Origin of the sequence: Myxococcus stipitatus DSM 14675, assembly GCF_000331735.1 — a bacterium.
GTDB classification, from domain to species: Bacteria; Myxococcota; Myxococcia; order Myxococcales; family Myxococcaceae; genus Myxococcus; species Myxococcus stipitatus.
Genome location: NC_020126.1, coordinates 5,296,574 through 5,315,681, shown reverse-complemented (window position 1 = coordinate 5,315,681; position 19,108 = coordinate 5,296,574). Strand labels below are relative to the sequence as shown.

Genomic DNA, 19,108 nt, shown 5'->3' with positions numbered 1-19,108 from the left:
AGCCGGCGGCCGAAACCAGCCCTGACGAGAGCACCCACCCCCCCCATGCATTCTCCATTTCGAAGCCTCAACGACGCGCTACGCGTACGCGCTACCGGAGTGTCCGCTCGGCGCCCGCTCTACACCTTCCTGGGTGAGTCCGATGGAGAAGAGGCCGCGCTGACGGCGCTGGAGCTGGACCTCCAGGCGAGGCGCATCGCCGCCGCGCTGCAATCGCGAGGGGCCACGGGGCAGCGCGTGTTGCTCCTCTATCCGCCGGGGCTCGACTACCTCGCGGGCTTCTTTGGTTGTCTTTACGCGGGTGCGGTGGCGGTGCCTGCCTATCCACCCGACCCGATGCGTCTGGGGCGCACCCTGCCCCGCTTGCGCGCCATCATCCAGGACGCGGGCGCCACGATGGTGCTCACGACGTCGGGCATCCTGGGGCTCTCCGAGTTCGTCTTCGAGCAGGCCCCGGACTTCCGAGCGCTCCACTGGCTCGCCACGGATGAGCTGCCGGTGGGCGGCGAGGACGCGTGGCGTGAGCCGGACGTGGGCCCTGGCACGCTGGCCTTCCTCCAGTACACGTCGGGCTCCACGGGCACGCCGAAGGGCGTGATGCTGACCCACGCGAACCTGCTGCACAACCTGGGGCTCATCTCCGGCGCGTTCCAGGTGAGCCAGGACAGCAAGGGCGTCATCTGGCTGCCGCCGTACCACGACATGGGCCTCATCGGCGGCATCCTGCAGCCGCTCTACGGTGGCTTCTCCGTCGCGTTGATGTCGCCCATGTCCTTCCTCCAGCGTCCCCTGCGCTGGCTGGAGGCCATCTCCCGACTGCGCGGCACCGTCAGCGGAGGACCCAACTTCGCGTTCGAGCTGTGCGCGCGTCGCGCGACACCCGAGGACGTGCGCGCGCTGGACCTGAGCACGTGGGAGCTGGCGTTCTGCGGCGCGGAGCCGATCCGCTCCGCCACGCTGGACCGCTTCGCGGAGGTGTTCGCACCCGCGGGCTTCCGTCGCGAGGCGTTCTATCCGTGCTACGGGCTCGCGGAGGCCACGCTCATCGTCACCGGTGAGCAGAAGGGCCGCGTTCCCCGTGTGCACCACCTGGAGGACGCGGCGCTGTCGCGAGGGGCCGCGGTCCTCGGCGCGCCCGACGCCGCGGGCATCCGTTCGCACATCGGCTGCGGCATGAGCCTGGCCGAGCAGCGGCTGCTCATCGTCGACCCGGAGACGCGGGTGCCGCGCGCGGACGGCGAGGTGGGCGAGATCTGGGTGTCCGGTTCGAGCGTCGCGCTGGGCTACTGGAACAAGCCCGAGCAGTCGCGGGAGACCTTCCAGGCGCGTCCCGTCGGTGCCGAGGAGGGCCCGGCCTTCCTGCGCACCGGAGATCTGGGACTGAAGCTCGACGATGGTCAGGTCATCGTCACGGGCCGGCGCAAGGACCTCATCATCCTCCGGGGTCGCAACCTGTACCCGCAGGACGTCGAGTCCGTGGTGGAGCGCGCGCACCGCCGCGTGCGTGCCGGAAGCGTGGCGGCCTTCGCCATCGAGACGCCGGACGGCGAGGCCCTCGCGGTGGTCGCCGAGGTGGCTCGCGAGCTGGCCGAGTCCGGCGACAACGAGGCCCTGGCGGCCGTGGGCGATTCGGTGCGGCAGGCCATCGCCAGCGAGCTGGAGGTCCAACCCCGGACGGTGGCGCTGCTTCCGCCCGGCTCGATTCCCAAGACCTCCAGCGGGAAGATCCAGCGCTTCGCCAGTCGCGCGGGGCTCGCGTCCGGCGAGCTGCCCGTGGTGTGGCGCTCGGACCTCGGCGTCGCACCGGCGCAGGCTCCCGTACAAGAGGCCCCCGCGACTCAGGCCCCCGCCGCGCCGAGCGCCGCTCATGCGGAGCTGGAGCAGGTGCTGCGCGAGGAGCTCGCCGCCGTCCTGAGCCTGGGGGAGTCCTCCCAGGGGGTCGACCTGGATGCCCCGCTGACCCGCATGGGACTCGACTCCCTGGGCGCGGCGGACCTCCAGGCCCGCATCGAGAAGCGACTGGGGGCGCGGGTCTCCGCCGCCGTGCTGTTGCAGGACGTCACGCTCCAGGGCCTCATCGCCGAGGTCTCCGGTGCGCGTGGAGCACCGGCCCCTCGTCCGGGTCCGTCCGCGCGTGGCGAGGTGACCGCGGGGCCCGTGCCCGCGTCCTTCGCGCAGCAGCGGCTCTGGTTCATCCAACAGATGGAACCGGCGTCGACCGCGTACCACATCCCCGTGGCCTTCTCGCTGCGCGGGCCGCTGAGCACGGAGGCGCTGGAGCGCGCCGTGAACGAGCTGGTTCGCCGCCATGACGTGCTGCGGACCACGCTCACGTCGAAGGACGGAGTGCTGCTCCAGAACGTCCAGGCCGCGAGCCCCGTGCGAATCGAGCGCGTGAGCGCCGACGCCCACGACTCGGCGGAGCGCGCGAGCGTGGTGGATGCCGTCGCCGTGCGCGATGGCCAGCGCCCCATGGACCCGGCGACCGGGCCTCTTGTGCGCTTCACCCTGGTGCGCTTCGGGCCCGAGGACCATTCGCTGGTCGTCTCCGTGCACCACCTGGTGGCCGATGGTTGGACCGTGGGCCTCATGGCGCGCGAGCTGGTCGCCCTCTATGGCGCCTGCTCCGAGGGCCGTCCTTCGCCGCTCCCCGAGCCGTCGTTGCGGTACGGGGACTTCGCCGCGTGGCAGCTCGAGCACTTCAAGCCCCAGGCCCTGCGCACCGAGCTGACGTGGTGGAAGCAGACGCTCGCGGACGCGCCGTCCTTGCTGGCGCTCCCGACCGACAGGCCCCGGCCTCAGCGTCTCTCGTTCCACGGTGCTCGCCGCTCGCGGCTGCTGCCCGCGGCGGTGGTGACGAAGCTGCATGCCCTGGGGCGGCGTGAAGGTGTCACGCCCTTCGTCAGCGTGCTCACCGCGCTGTCCACCGTGCTGCACCGCTGGAGTGGTCAGTCGGACTTCGTGCTCGGATCGGCCGTCTCCGGCCGCGAGGTCCCCGGCATTCGCGAGCTGATGGGCGACTGCACCAACTTCATCCCGCTTCGCGTGCGCCTGCCGGCCGAAGCCTCCGTGACGAAGCTGCTCGCGTCCGTCAAGCAGACCACGCTGGGGGCGCTGACCCACGGCCACTGCCCGTTCGACCACATCCTCGCGGCCGCGCAGCCCGGCTCACAGCGGCGTGAGCTGTACAACGTCGCCTTCGTCCTGGACGACTACGACATCCCGCACGACGTGCCCATGGGCAACGGGGTGACGCTGGACGTGTCGCTCCTGGACAACCGCACCACGGAGCTGGACCTGACCTTCGAGGCGACCCATCGCCCCGAGGGACTCCTCATCGGCTGCAAGTACGCGTCCGACCTCTTCGACGCGGAGACCATCGACCGGCTGCTGGGCCACCTGGAAGCGGTGATGGCCGCCATGGCCGAGTCCCCCGATCAGCGCATCGCCGACCTCCCGCTCATGACGGAGGCCGAGCGTCAGCACGTCCTCCACGCCTGGAACCCGCGCGCCGAGTCGCCGAGCGACGGCACCCTGGTGGAGCGCTTCGAGGCCCAGGCCGACCGCACGCCGGAAGCCATCGCCGTCACGTTCGAGTCGCGGCACCTCTCGTACCGCGAGCTGGATTCGCGCGCCAATCAGGTGGCCCAGGTGCTGCTGCGCCACGGCGTGGGGCCCGATGTCCTGGTGGGCGTGTGCCTGGAGCGCGGGCCGGAGCTGGTGGTGGCCCTGCTCGGCATCCTCAAGGCCGGTGGTGCCTACCTGCCTTTGGACCCGTCCTATCCCCGCGAGAACCTCGCGTTCATGCTGGAGGACGCGCAGGCGCCGGTCCTCATCACGCAGAGCTCGCTCGAGGACCGGTTCCCCGAGTCCGGTGCCGCCCTGGTGCGCATGGACGTGGACCTGCCCGCCACGTCCACGGCCGTGCCTCGCCCGCCGCGCTGCAACGCGCCGACCGACCTCGCTTACGTCATCTACACCTCCGGCTCCACGGGTCGACCCAAGGGCGTGATGGTGCGCCACGACAACGTGGTGCGCCTGTTCACCGCCACGGAGACGTGGTTCCACTTCGGCGCCGAGGACGTGTGGACGCTGTTCCACTCCTACGCGTTCGACTTCTCCGTCTGGGAGCTCTGGGGCGCGCTGCTGTACGGCGGCCGACTGGTGGTGGTGCCGTACTGGGTGAGCCGTTCCCCCGAGGCCTTCCATCGGCTCCTCGCGGACGAGCGCGTCACCGTCCTCAACCAGACGCCCACCGCGTTCCGCCAGCTCATCCACGCCGAGCAGCAGGCCGCGCTCCGGGGCCCGGTGCCCACGCTGTCCCTGCGCTACGTCGTCTTCGGCGGCGAGGCGCTCGACATGGCCGCGCTGCGCCCCTGGTTCGAGCGGCACGGCGATGAGCAGCCCACGCTCGTCAACATGTACGGCATCACCGAGACCACGGTGCACGTCACCTACCGCCCCGTGCGGATGGCCGATGTGGAACGCCCCTGGTCCAGCGTGATTGGCCGTCCGATACCGGACCTCCAGCTCTACCTGCTCGACACCGCGGGGCAGCCCGTGCCCGTGGGTGTTCCCGGCGAGATTCACGTCGGTGGCGCGGGCGTGGCGCGCGGCTACCTGCGACGGCCCGAGCTCACCTCCGCCCGCTTCGTGGAGGACCGCTTCGGCCCGGTGCCAGGGCGCAAGCTGTACCGCGCGGGTGACCTGGCGCGGCGCCTGGCCAATGGAGACCTCGAGTACCTGGGCCGCATCGACAACCAGGTGAAGATTCGCGGCTTCCGCATCGAGCTGGGCGAGATCGAGTCGGCGCTGAGCACGCACCCCTCGGTCCGCGAGACGGTGGTGATGGCTCGCGAGGACTCGCCTGGGGACAAGCGGCTGGCGGCGTACGTCGTCCTGGGCGACCTGGACACCTCGGGCACCGTCGAGCAGACCGCTCAGTGGAAGGCCGTCTACGACGAGACCTACGCCCAGGGCGAGCGCAGCGACGACCCGACGTTCGACATCTCCGGTTGGAACGACAGCTACACCAGCGGCCCGCTCCCGGCCGAGCAGATGCGCGAGTGGGTGGACACCACCGTGCGGCAGATCCTCGCCCTGCGACCGCGACGCATCCTGGAGCTGGGGTGCGGCACGGGGCTGCTGCTGTACCGGCTGGCGCCTCGGTGTGAGGCGTACTGGGGCGTGGACTTCGCGCGTCCGGCGTTGGATCGCATCGAGCGTCAGCGTGAGCGACTGGGCGACTCCCTCCGCTCCGTCCATCTGCTCCACCGGAGCGTGGATGACCTGTCGGGCATCGAGCCCGGCTCGTTCGACACCGTCATCATCAACTCCGTCATCCAGTACTTCCCGAGCGGTGACTACCTGTTCCAGGTGCTGCGTGGCGCGGTGTCAGTGCTGAAGCCCGGGGGCCGCATCTTCCTGGGCGACGTGCGCAACCTGGAGCTGCTGGAGGCCTTCCGCGCCTCGGTGCGTCTGCACCGCGCGCCGCCCAACCTCGCGACGTCGCAGCTCCAGTACCGCGTACAGCGCGACGTGCTGGCCGAGGAGGAGCTGGTCCTCTCGCCCACGTTCTTCACGTCGCTGCCTTCGCGCGTGCCCGGCATTGCCCGCGTGGAGGTGCTGCCCAAGCACGGCCGCTATGACAACGAGCTGAGCCGCTTCCGCTACGAGGTCATCGTCCACGTCGGCGAGCCCACCGCGACCACCCGTCCCGAGTGGCGGGAGGGCCGGGACCAGACGCTGGAGTCGCTGCGTCATCAGCTGACGGGACAGCCCGACGTGCTCGCCGTGCGCGGGCTGCCCAACGCGCGCGTGCTGGATGACACCCGCCTCGTCGAGCTGCTGTCCGGCTCCGGCAGGCCGCCCCATGTCGCCGCGGTGCGCGAAGTGCTCCGGGATTGGCCGGGGCGCGGCGTGGAGCCCGAGGACCTCCATGCCCTCGGAGGCGCGCTGGGCTACCAGACCCAGGTGAGCTGGGCCGGTGCCCACGCCGATGGTGCCGTGGACGTGGTGTTCACGCGCATCGGAATGACGGCGCAGCTGGATCTGACGCCGGAGTCCGTGCAGGGCACGCGGCTCGCGAATGACCCGCTCAGAGGGGCTCGCAGTGCCCGTGAGGTGGCGCGCATCCGTCAGGCCCTGACGGAGCGGCTGCCCCCGCACATGGTGCCGTCCGCCTTCGTCGTGCTGCCGTCCTTGCCGCTGACGCCCAGTGGCAAGGTGAACCGCGCCGCGCTGCCCACGCCGGAGGCGGACCGCTCCGTCATCGAGGACGAGTACGTCGCGCCGCGAAACCCGACGGAAGAGACCATCGCCCGCCTCTTCTCGGAGGTGCTCGGCCACTCCCGCGTGGGTGCCCGCGATGACTTCTTTGCGCTGGGCGGCCACTCGCTGCTGGCCACGCAGGTGGTGACGCGGCTGCGCGCGCAGCACGGCGTCTCACTGTCCCTTCGCGTGCTCTTCGAGGCTCCCACCGTGGAGCGCCTCGCCGAGCGCGTCGCCTCCATGCAGGGAACGTCCTCCGCGAACCCGAGCGAAGCGCTCCCGCTGGAGCGCCTGCCGCGCACGGATGCGATGGCGCCGCTCGCGGTGTCGTTCGCGCAGCAGCGGCTCTGGTTCCTGGAGCAGCTCCAGCCCGGAGAGGCCGCGTACAACATCCCCATCGCGTTGCGCCTGACGGGGCGGCTCCATGTGGAGTCCCTGCGCCGCACCTTCGCGGAGATCGTCCGCAGGCACGAGCCTTTGCGCACCACCTTCGCGCCGCGCGATGGCCAGCCCGTGCAACTCGTCCATCCCGCGCCCGAGTCCTGGCTCCTGACCGTCGAAGACCTCTCGGCCCTGGAGTCCTCGGCCCGTGAGGAGGCCGTGCGGCGACGGGTCTCCGAGGAGGCGCACCAGCCGTTCGACCTGGAGAACGGACCGCTGCTGCGCACCGCCCTCCTCCGCCTTGGTGACGAGGACCACCGGCTGCTCTTGTGCATGCACCACATCGTCTCGGACGGGTGGTCCATGGGCGTGCTGGTGCGCGAGGTGGCCTCGCTCTACGCGGCCCTCTCCGCTGGCCAGGAGTCCACCCTCCCCTCGCTGCCTGTCCAGTACGCCGACTACGCGGCCTGGCAGCGGCGGGTGTTGGAGAGTGACACCTCGAACGCACTGGTTGAGTGGTGGCGCACGCGCATCCAGGGCACGCCAGTCCTGGACCTGCCCACGGACTTCCCTCGTCCCGCGGTGCGCAGCACCCGAGGCGCCACGAAGTTCTTCACGTTGCCGGCCTCGATGGTCTCGGGGCTGGAGAAGCTGGGCCAGTCGGAGGGCGCCACGCTCTTCATGGTCCTGCTGGCCGGATGGCAGACCCTGCTCTCCCGCTACTCGGGGCAGACGGAGTTCTGCGTGGGCACCCCCGTGGCTCATCGCACGCGGCCGGAGCTCGAGGGGCTGATTGGCTTCTTCGTCAACACGCTCGCGCTGCGCTCGCGGCTCGACGGCGCCCCGACCTTCCTGGAGCTGGTGGGACGGGTGCGCGAGGAGTCGCTGGCCGCGTTCGCGCACCAGGACGTGCCGTTCGACACGCTCGTCGAGGCACTGGGCGGGGAGCGTGACCTGGCTCGCACGCCGGTCTTCCAGTCGGCGTTCGTCCTCCAGAACGCGCCCGTTCCTCCGCCCGCGCTGCCGGGCCTGAGCGTGGAAGTCCTCCCGACCGTGACGGACACGTCCAAGTTCGACGTCACCGTGTCGCTGCTGGAGCGTCAGGGCGCGCTCGAGGGCCAGCTCGAATACAGCCTGGACCTCTTCACGCCGGAGACGGCGGACCGGATGGCCGACCACTTCCTGCGCCTGCTCGCGGGAGTCGTCGAGAATGCACGGCGCAGGGTCTCCGCCCTGCCGCTGATGTCCGACGCGGAGCGGAACCAGGTGCTCGTCGCCTGGAATGACACCCGCGCGGAGTACCCGTCCGACACCACGCTTCATGCGTCCTTCACCGCGCGAGTCCTCGCGACTCCGGGAGCCGTGGCCGTGGTCGACCAGGGCCGGACCGTTACCTATGCCGAGCTGGAGGCGCGCTCCAACCAGATCGCCCACCACCTAGTGTCCCTGGACCTGGGGACCGAGCCTCGCGTGGGTCTGGCGCTGTCTCGGAGCCTGGAGCTGGTGGTCGGCATGCTCGCGGTCGCGAAGGCGGGGGGCTGCTACGTCCCCTTGGACCTCGCGTGGCCCGAGACGCGGCTGGCCCATGTCGTCGCGGATGCGGGGCTCTCCGCCGTGCTGACGCTGGACTCCACCGCGTCCTCCCTGGAGAACCGGGGCCTCGCGGTGGTTCGCCTGGATTCCGACGCGGCCCAGCTCGCGCGCCACTCCGCGGCTCCCGTCAGTGTCTTCGAGAGCCCGGACCAGCTCGCGTACATCGCGTACACGTCCGGCTCAACGGGCAAGCCCAAGGGCGTGGCCGTTCCGCATCGAGCGGTGCTGCGCCTGGTGTCCGGCGCCTGCCTCCCCCGAGGGCCCGAGGGAGTGCTCCTCCTGGTGTCGGCGCCGACGTTCGACCCGATCATGCTGGAGGTGTGGAGCGCGCTGGTGTTCGGCGCGCGAATCGTCGTGTACCCGCCGGGCCCTCCCGAGCCGGCGGAGCTCGCGCGGCTCATCGTCGACCAAGGCGTGAACAGCGCCGCCATCGTCACCGCGCTGTTCGATGTCATGCAACAGCAGCAACCGGAGGCCTTCGCGCGGCTTCACCATCTCGTGGTGGGTGGCGAGGTGATGCCCATTCCCCGGGTGCGTGAGCGCCTGGCGCAGGGCCGCTCCGTCTGCAACGCCTACGGTCCCACGGAAGCCTCGGTCGTCGCGGTGCAGCACCTCGTGAAGCCAGGGGAGGTGCTGGGAGACTCCATCCCCATCGGCCGGCCGCTGCCCAACATGGAAGCCTATGTGCTGGACGCGAGCCTGCGGCCGGTGCCCGTGGGCATTCCTGGCGAGCTGTACATCGGTGGCTCGGGCCTCGCCCGGGGCTACCAGAATCAGCCCGCGCACACCGCCGAGCGCTTCGTGCCACACCCCTTCGCCACCACGCTGGGTGAGCGGCTCTACCGCTCCGGTGACCGCGCGCGCTGGCGCAAGGACGGCACACTCGAGTTCCTCGGCCGCATCGACTTCCAGGTGAAGGTGCGCGGCTTCCGCATCGAGCCCGGTGAAATCGAAGCGGCCGTGCGTGCCCACCCGGGCATCGGTGAGGCCATCGTGGTGGTGCGTGAGGTCGCGCCTCGCGACAAGCGCCTGGTGGCCTACGTCACCCCCGCGGACGCGGACGTGGAGGCCCTGCGCTCCCACCTGCGTCGGAGCCTGCCCGAGTACATGGTGCCGACCGCGTTCGTCGCGCTGGCCGCGCTGCCTCAGACGTCGCACAGCAAGGTGGACCGGAAGGCCCTGCCCGCACCGACGTTCGCCGGGGGAGACTCGAACTTCGAGGCGCCTCGGACGGAACTCCAGCAGCAGCTCGCGGAGGTGTTCCGCGAAGTGCTGCACGTCGAGCGCATCGGCCTGCACGACGACTTCTTCCTCCTGGGCGGCCACTCGCTGCTGGCCACCCAGGTGGTGACGCGGGTGCGCGAGCGGTTGGGAGGAGCGCTGTCCCTTCGGACCTTCTTCGAGGCGCCCACCGTGGCGCGGCTCGCGGAGCGGATCGAAGTGGCGCGTGCCTCGAACCCCACCACGACGGTGTTGCCGCCCCTGGTCTCGATTCCGAGAGACCCCCAGGGGATGGCGATGTCCTACGCCCAGCAGCGGCTCTGGTTCATGAACCAGCTCCAGCCGGATCTGGTCGCCTTCAACATGCCGGCGGCGCTGCGTCTGCGGGGGCCGCTCCAGACAGACGTGCTGAGCCGTGCGTTCCTGGAGGTCGTCCGCCGTCACGAGGCGCTGCGCACCACCTTCACGACCCACGAGGGCAACCCGGTCCAGCGCATCCAGGAGGCCCCCGCGCGGTGGGCGCTGGAGATCGAGGACCTGCGCGCCCTCGCCCCGTCCGAGCGCGAGGCCCTCTCCGCGCGGAGAATCAGCGAGGAGGCGCATCACGCCTTCGACCTGGAGCACGGCCCGTTGCTGCGGACCCGCCTGCTGCGGCTCGCGGACCAGGAGCACGTGCTCCTGCTGTGCATCCACCACATCATCGCGGACGGTTGGTCCGTGGATGTGCTGGTGCGCGAGGTCGCCGCGGCGCACTCCGCGCTGCTGGAGAACAAGGCGCCCGCGTTGCCGGAGTTGCCCGTGCAGTACGCGGACTTCGCGACGTGGGAGCGGCGGGTGCTGGACGCCGGGGCCGCGAACACTCACCTCGACTGGTGGCGCTCGCGACTCCAGGGGGCTCCCGTGCTGGAGCTCCCCACGGACCATCCGCGCCCGGCCTCACGCGGGTTCGCGGGCGCGCTGTACTCCTTCTCGCTGCCCGCGACGCTGGTCTCCCGACTGGAGTCCCTGGGCCGTGAGCAGGGCGTGACGCTCTACATGGTCCTGATGACCGGCTGGCAGGCGCTGCTCTCCCGGTACTCGGGACAGCGCGACCTGACGACGGGGACCACGGTGAGCCACCGGGAGCGTCCGGAGCTCGAAGGGTTGATTGGCTTCTTCGTCAACACCGTCCCGCTGCGCTTCCAGTGGGACGAAGACCCCACGGTCGCCGCGATGCTGGGACAGGTGAGGGACGTGGCCCTGTCCGCGTTCGCGCACCAGGACGTGTCCTTCGACCGGATGGTGGAGGCCCTGGGCGGAGAGCGAGACCTCTCGCGCACGCCGCTGTTCCAGACCCTGTTCGTGCTCCAGAACGCGCCCATGCGCGCGCCGTCGCTCACGGGCCTGCAGGTGGACCTGCTGCCGAGCTCCACCCGGACCGCGCGCTACGACCTCACCCTCTCCCTCACGGAGAAGGACGGCGGGCTGGAAGGACAGCTCGAGTACAGCACCGACCTCTTCACGGAGGCGACCGTCCGCCGGATGGCGGAGCACCTGGGCGTGGTGCTCGACGCGGTGGCGAACGGGAGCCTGGAGCAGCGCCTGAGCCAGCTTCCGCTGATGACCGAGGCGGAGCGTCAGCGGGTGCTGCACACCTGGAATGAGACGCGTGTGGCGCTGCCCGCCGTGGCGACGATTCCCGCGCTGTTCGCGGCCCAGGTCGCGCGGACTCCGTCGGCGGTGGCCGTGGAGCACGAGGGCCGGACGCTCACCTACGCGCAGCTCGACGAGCGATCCAACCAGCTCGCGCACCACCTGCGCGGATTGGGCCTGGGCGTGGAGTCTCGCGTGGGCGTGTGCCTGCACCGCGGGCTGGACCAGCTTGTCGGCGTGCTGGGCATCCTGAAGGCCGGTGGGTGCTACGTGCCGCTGGAGCCGTCGTATCCCGCGCAGCGGCTCGCGTTCCTGTTCGAGGACTCGGGTGTGGCCGCGGTGCTCACCCAGCAGTCACTGGAGGACGAACTGCCCGCGGGCTCGCAGCCCCTGGTGTCGCTGGACTCCGAGTGGAGCACCATCGCGCGCCAGCCCACCAGCCCCGTGCTCGCGGATATCGGCCCGGACCACCTGGCCTACGTCTCGTACACCTCCGGCTCCACGGGCCGGCCCAAGGGCGTGGCGGTTCCGCATCGCGGCGTCGTGCGCCTGCTCACGAACGCGCGCTTCGTCGACCTGGGGCCCAAGGAGGTGGTGCTCCAGTTGGCGCCGCTGGCGTTCGATGCCTCGACGCTCGAGATCTGGGGCGCCCTGCTGCACGGTGGACGGCTGGTCGTCTATCCGCAGGCGACGCCGGACCTGAAGGAGCTGGGTGAGGCCCTGGTCCAGCATCAGGTGTCCCTGCTCTGGCTGACCGCCGCGCTGTTCGACCAGATGCAGCAGCACCAGCCGGAGGCACTCGCCCGGGTTCCGCAGCTCCTCGCGGGGGGTGACGTGCTCCCGGTCCCCCGGGTTCGCGAGCGTCTGGCGAGTGGCCAGGGGCTGGTGAACGGCTACGGCCCCACCGAGGGCACCACCTTCACCGCGTGCCATCGGATGTCGGCGGGCGATGAAGTGGGCAGCTCCGTCTCCATCGGCCGCCCCATCGGCAACACGCAGGTCTTCGTCCTGGATGAGTCCCTGCGCCCCGTCCCCGTGGGTGTCCCGGGCGAGCTGTTCATCGGCGGCGAGGGTCTGGCCCGAGGGTATCTGGGACAGCCCGCACTCACCGCCGAGCGCTTCATCCCCCACCCCTTCTCCTCGACCCCAGGGGCGCGGCTCTATCGCTCCGGTGACCGGGTGCGGTGGACCGAGGACGGCACGCTCACGTTCCTGGGTCGCACCGACTTCCAGGTGAAGGTGCGGGGCTTCCGCATCGAGCCCGGCGAAATCGAGGCCGCGCTGCGTGGCCACTCCGGCGTCGTCGAGGCGACGGTGCTGGTCCGCGAGGACGTCCCGGGCGACAAGCGCCTGGTGGCGTACGTCGTCCCCGCCACGCTGGAGCCCACCGCGCTGCGCGAGCACCTGCGTCGCCAGTTGCCCGAGTACATGGTGCCGACCGCCTGGGTGGCGCTCGAGTCCTTGCCCCTGTCGTCCAACGGCAAGGTGGACCGCAAGGCGCTGCCTCCTCCGGAAGTGGCCTCGGGTTCGCCCGTCTCGGAAGAGTCCCTCACGCTCCTCCAGCAGCAGCTCGCGGCCCTGTTCCGCGAGGTGCTGAAGGTGGACCGCGTGGGCCCCCATGACGACTTCTTCGAGCTGGGCGGCCACTCCCTGCTGGCCACGCAGCTCGTGACGCGAGTGCGCGCCCGGTTCGACGTGGACCTGCCCCTGCGCATGCTGTTCGAGACGCCGACCCTGGCCGGACTCGCGCAGCGCATCGAGTCGCTCATGTTGGGCGCCTCGCGCACCGCCATGCCCCCGCTGGTCGCGGTGGCGCGGAACGAGTCTCTGCCCCTGTCTTTCTCGCAGCAGCGACTGTGGCTCCTGGAGCAGCTCCAGCCGGGCCAGGCCGTCTACAACGTCCCCGTGGCGCTGCGCCTTTCGGGCAAGCTCGATGTGAGCGTGCTGCGAGAGACCTTCGCCACGCTGGTGCTGCGGCACGAGGTGCTGCGGACCACGTTCGGTGCGAACGAGGGCGTGCCGTTCCAGCGCATCCAGCCCGCGCCGACGCGCTGGTCCCTGCCCGTGGAGGACCTGAGCGCGCTGGAGCCGAGCATGCGCGAGGCGGCCCTCCGCGTCCGGATGAACGACGAGGCGCATCACCGGTTCGACCTCCAGTCGGGACCACTGCTGCGCACGATGCTCGTCCGCCTGTCGGGCACGGAGCACGTGCTGCTGCTGTGCATGCACCACATCGTCTCGGACGGCTGGTCCATGGGCGTGCTGGTGAACGAGGTGGCCTCCATCTACGAGGCCCTCGTCGAGGGTCGCGAGGTGCCCCTGCCCGAGCTGCCCGTGCAGTACGCGGACTTCGCGTCATGGCAGCGGCAGTGGGTCCAGTCGGAGGGAATCCAGAAGCAGCTCGCGGCGCAGCGTGCCCGCTTCACCGGGGCTCCGGCGCTGGAGCTGCCCGCGGACACCGTCCGGCCCACGACGCGGACGATTCGAGGCGCCAGCCACTTCTTCTCCCTGCCTCCCGAGCTGGTGGCGGCCGTGGAGAAGCTTGCTCGCGACGAGGGGGCCACGCTGTACATGGTCCTGCTCGCCGCGTTCGAGGTGGTGCTGGCCCGCTACTCCCGCCAGGACGACTTCTGCGTGGGGAGTCCCGTGGCCCAGCGCACCCGGGCCGAGCTGGAGCCGCTCATCGGCTTCTTCGTCAACACGCTGGTGCTGCGCGCCCGGGTGGATGGCAACCCGACCTTCCGTGAGCTGGTGGCCCGCGTCCGCGAGGAGTCGCTGGCCGCGTACGTCCACCAGGACGTTCCGTTCGACCAGCTCGTGGAGTCCCTGGGCGGCGAGCGCGAGGGCCGCAAGTCCCCGCTCATCCAGGTGATGTTCGCGCTCCAGAACGCGCCCATGCGAGCCCCCTCGTTGCCGGGGGTTCAGGTGGACATCCTGAAGACCGTGACGAACACGGCGCGGCTCGACCTCACGATGTCGCTGATGGAGCAGACGGGCGGCGGACTCGACGGCGCGCTGGAGTACAGCCTCGACCTGTTCTCCGCCGGTTCCGCCGAGCGCCTGGGCCGTCACTTCCGCGTCCTGCTGGAGGCGGTGGTACGGGACGCCGCCACCCCCATCGGGCTCCTGCCGCTGATGGACGAGGCGGAGCAGCGGAAGGTGCTGGTGGAGTTCCAGGGCCGCGCGGAGGCGTACCCCCGGGACACCACCCTGCACGCCCTCATCGAGGAGCAGGTGCGCCGCACCCCGGCCGCCGAGGCCGTTCGCTTCGAGGAGGGCACGCTCACCTACGCGCAGCTGGACGCGAAGGCGAACCAGCTCGCGCATCACCTGCGCATGCTGGGCGCGCGGCCGGGAGTCCTGGTGGGCGTGTGCCTGGAGCGCTCGCTGGACCTGGTGGTGTCGCTGCTCGGTGTCATGAAGTCCGGCGCGGCCTACGTGCCGTTGGACCCGGGCTATCCGCCGGAGCGACTGGCCGGCATGGTGGAGGACGCGGATGCCCCCGTGGTCCTCACGCATGAGCGCCTGAAGTCCGTGCTGCCCCAGCACGGCTCGCGAGTGGTGTGCCTGGATACGGAGTGGGCGGCCATCTCGCGCCAGCCCGCCTCGACACCCTCGCCGCTCGCGGGTCCACAGTCTCTGGCCTACGTCATCTTCACCTCGGGTTCGACGGGAAGACCCAAGGGGGCGATGAACCGGCACGAGGCCATCATCAACCGGCTGAAGTGGCTCCAGCAGGAGGACGCGCTGACGAGCGCGGACACCGTGCTGCAGAAGACGCCGTTCAGCTTCGACGTGTCCGTGTGGGAGTTCTTCTGGCCGCTGCTGACGGGCGCGCGGCTGTTGGTGTCACGCCCCGGTGGTCACCAGGACTCGACCTACCTGGTGAAGTTGCTCAGGGAACAACGCGTCACCACGGTGCACTTCGTGCCGTCGATGATGCGGGCCTTCCTGGAGGAGCCCGGTCTGGAGACGCTGACGCACCTGAAGCGCGTGGTGTGCAGCGGCGAAGCATTGACGGTAGACTTGGTGACCAAGGCCCACGCGCGGCTGCCGGCGAGCGTGGAGGTGCTCAACCTCTACGGCCCGACGGAAGCGGCGGTGGAGGTCAGCTACTTCCACTGCAAGCGTGGCGACTCGCGGACCAGCATCCCCATTGGCCGGCCGGTGGCGAACACGCGGCTGTACGTCCTGGATGGACACGGCCAGCCCACGCCTCTGGGCATTCCCGGTGAGCTGTTCATCGGTGGCATCCAGGTGGGCCAGGGGTACTGGCGCAAGCCGCAGCTCACCGCGGAGCGCTTCATCCCCGATGCCTTCTCCTCGGAGAAGGACGCCCGGCTGTACCGCACGGGCGACGTGGCCCGGTGGATGCCGGATGGCACGCTGGAGTACCAGGGCCGCGCGGACTTCCAGGTGAAGCTGCGGGGCTACCGCATCGAGCTGGGTGAGATTGAGACCGCCCTGCTCGCGCATCCCTCCGTGCGCGAGGCCGTGGTCCTCGTGCGCGAGGACTCGCCGGGTGACCAGCGCCTCGTGGGCTACGTCGTCCCGTCGTCGGCCTCCTCGGACACGGCGGGGCTGAAGGAATTCCTGGGGACGCGGCTGCCCACGTTCATGGTGCCGTCGGCCTTCGTCGTCCTTCCGGCGCTCCCGCTGACGCCCAGCGGGAAGCTGGACCGCAAGGCGCTCCCCGTTCCCGTGGCGCCCGCCTCGGCGACGAGCCTCACGGCCCCCAAGGCCCCTGAGCGCCTCACGCCCTTCCAGCAGCGGGTCGCGACGGCGTTCCGCGAGCTGCTCCGCGTCGACCACGTGGGCCTGCATGACGACTTCTTCGCGCTGGGGGGCCACTCCCTCCTCGCGACGCAGCTCGTCTCCCGGCTGCGCACCACGTTCGGTGTCGAGTTCCCCGTCCATGCCGTGTTCGACGCGCCCACCGTGGCGCGAGTCACCGAGCTCGTCGAGGAAGGGATGCTCTTCCGCTCGACGCCGTCGCAGGTGCCGCCGCTGCGGCCCATCCCTCGCGATGGCGAGCTGCCGCTGTCGTTCGCGCAGCAGCGCCTGTGGCTGCTCGACCAGGTGCAGCCCGGGGGCACCCAGTACAACGTCTCCGGCGCCATCCGCCTGGAAGGCGCCCTGAACGCCGAGGCCCTGCGGCAGGCCCTGGACCTCCTCGTCTCCCGTCACGAGCCCTTGCGCGCGTCCTTCGCGCTGAAGGACGGCCAGCCCACCCAGACCATCCATCCGCACAGGCCCTGGACGCTGCCGCTCACGGATCTCACCGATGTGAAGCCCGAGGAGCGTGAGGCCGCGGCCCGCAAGTACGCCGCCGAGGAGGCCAGCCAGCCGTTCGACCTGGGCACGGGGCCGCTGCTTCGCACCTTGCTGCTACGGCTCGACGCGGACCTGCACGTGCTGGTGCTCGTCATGCACCACATCATCTCGGACGGCTGGTCCCTGGGCGTGATGGTGCGCGAGGTCGCGCTGGCCTACGAGGCCTTCTCCACGCAGAAGTCCCCCGCGCTGTCTCCGCTCCCGGTGCAGTACGTCGACTTCGCGGCGTGGCAGCGCCAGTGGCTCCAGGGCGACGTCCTCGCCCGCGAGGTGGACTGGTGGAAGAAGCGGCTCGAAGGCGCGCCGCACATCCTGGACCTGCCCACGGACCTGCCCCGTCCCGCGCTGAGCACGGCGCAGGGCGCGGCGCATCACCTCCAGCTCCCTCGCGAGCTGGTGAACGGGTTGGTGTCGCTCGGCAGGCAGGTGGGGGCCACGCCCTTCATGACCCTGTTGGCCGCATGGCAGACGCTGCTCTCCCGCTACAGCCGCCAGGAGGAGCTCCTCGTCGGCTCTCCCATCGCGGGCCGCCGGCACGGCGAGCTGGAGGGACTGGTCGGCTTCTTCGTCAACACGCTGGTCCTCCGCGCCCGGGTGCGTGCGAAGGACTCCTTCCGCGCGCTGCTCTCGCAGGTCCGTGAGACGACGCTCGCGGCCTACGAGCACCAGGACCTCCCCTTCGAGAAGATCGTCGAGGAACTCCAGCCCCAGCGCGACCTGGGCCGCAACCCGCTGGTGCAGGCCATCTTCGCGCTCCAGAACACGCCCACCGAGGCGATGCGCATCCCGGGCCTCACCCTGCGTCAGCTCGACGTGGAGAACGACACCGCGCGCTTCGACCTGGGCCTCATCCTCATCGAGAACGCGGAGGGGATGCGGGGCGTCATCGAGTACAGCACGGAGCTGTTCACCGCCCCCACGGTGGCGCGGCTCGCGGGCCACCTGCGCGCGCTGCTCGAGGCCGTCGTCGCCAGCCCGGACCAGCCGCTCGGCTCGCTGGACTGGCTCACGCCCGGGGAGCGGCATCAGCTCCTCGTCGACTGGAACGACACCGCGCGTCCCTTCTCGGCGGACGCCTCCTTCGCGGATGCCTTCTCGCGCCAGGCGAACCAGCGCCCCGACGCCATCGCGCTCGAGTCGGGCGCGGAGCGGATGACCTACGGCCAGTTGGAGGCCCGGGCCAATCGTCTCGCGCACCTGCTGAGTGCTCGCGGCGTGGGTCCCGATGTCCCGGTGGCCGTGTGCATGGAGCGGAGCCTGGACCTGGTGGTGGGCATCCTCGCCATCCTCAAGGCCGGGGGTGCCTACGTCCCCATGGATGTGGCGTACCCCGTCCAGCGCCTCGCCTTCATGTTGGAGGACGCGCGTCCCAAGGTCCTGCTCACGACTCGGGAGCTGAGGGAGCGGTTGGCCCTGCCTGAGTCGGGGATGGAGGTCCTCCTCGTCCCGGACCTGAACCTGGAGCCGTGGCCCACCACGCCCCCGGCTCACGGCGCGGGTCTCCGCAACCTGGCGTACATCATCTTCACGTCGGGGAGCACGGGCCGGCCCAAGGGCGCGGCCATCGAGAACCGCGGCCTCCTGCGGCTGTGCCAGTCGGAGCCGTACGCCCGCTACGGCGCGCGGGAGACGAGCCTGATGATGGCGCCGCTCTCCTTCGACGGTTCGCTGCTCGAGTACTGCCTGGCGCTCTTCCACGGTGGCAGGGTCGTCATCTTCCCCGCCGACGCGCTGCCCAGCGACCTGGACCGCCTGGGCGAAGTGATTGAGCGGCACGGCGTCACGTACACGCAGCTCCCCTCGGGCCTCTTCTCGCAGCTCGTCGAGCACCGCCCCGACATCCTCCGCCGCCTCGAGGAGATTCACGTCGCGGGCGATGTCCTCTCGGTGACGCACACGCAGCGGGCGCAGTCGTCCGTGCGTGTCCCCATCACCAACGGGTATGGGCCCACGGAAGTCTCCGTCATCTCCACGGCCTACCGCGTCCCGGGGCCGATGCTGTCGGGGAGCTCCATCCCCATTGGCGCGCCCATCGCGAACACCACGGCGTACGTGCTGGATGCGCAGCTCCAGCTCGTGCCCGTGGGGGTCCCGGGTGAGCTGTACCTGGGCGGCGCGGGTGTCGCTCGCGGCTACGCTGGGCGTCCGGACCTCACGGCCGAGCGCTTCGTCCCGAACCTGTTCAGCACCATCCCCGGCGAGCGCCTCTACCGCACGGGCGACCTGGTCCGCTGGCGTCCCGAAGGGGTGCTGGAGTTCATTGGCCGTACGGACCACCAGGTGAAGGTCCGCGGCTTCCGCATCGAGCTCGCGGAGGTGGACGCCGCGCTGGCCGCCCTGCCCGGTGTCCACCAGGCGGTCGCCATCGTCCGCGAGGACATGCCTGGCGACCGGCGACTCGTGGCGTATGTCTCGCCGCGAGAGGGCCAGACGCTGGAGACGACCGAGCTCCGCGCGGGCCTGCGTCAGCGGCTCCCCGAGTACATGGTGCCCTCGGTCATCGTCATGCTGCCGGAGTTGCCGCTGGGCACCTCGGGCAAGGTGGACCGCAAGGCGCTGCCCAAGCCGGACGCCGCTTCGACGGGCCGGCTGGGCCGCTTCGTCGAGCCCGCGAATCCCCTGGAGGAGCGCATCTGCTCCATCTGGGCCCGCGAGCTGGGCGCCGAGCGCGTCGGCG

The 19,108-nt window shown here is 70.8% G+C and carries 1 protein-coding gene (only partly in view); it reads left to right on the top strand.

The window, feature by feature from the left end:
* Nucleotides 1–45 precede the first annotated feature (45 nt).
* A protein-coding gene (locus MYSTI_RS20515; protein ID WP_015349700.1) for a hybrid non-ribosomal peptide synthetase/type I polyketide synthase crosses the window boundary here: on the top strand, nt 46–19,108 show its beginning. 20,753 nt of this gene lie beyond the right edge of the window; the window shows 19,063 of its 39,816 coding nt (coding positions 1–19,063); the start codon lies at nt 46–48; the stop codon falls past the right edge of the window.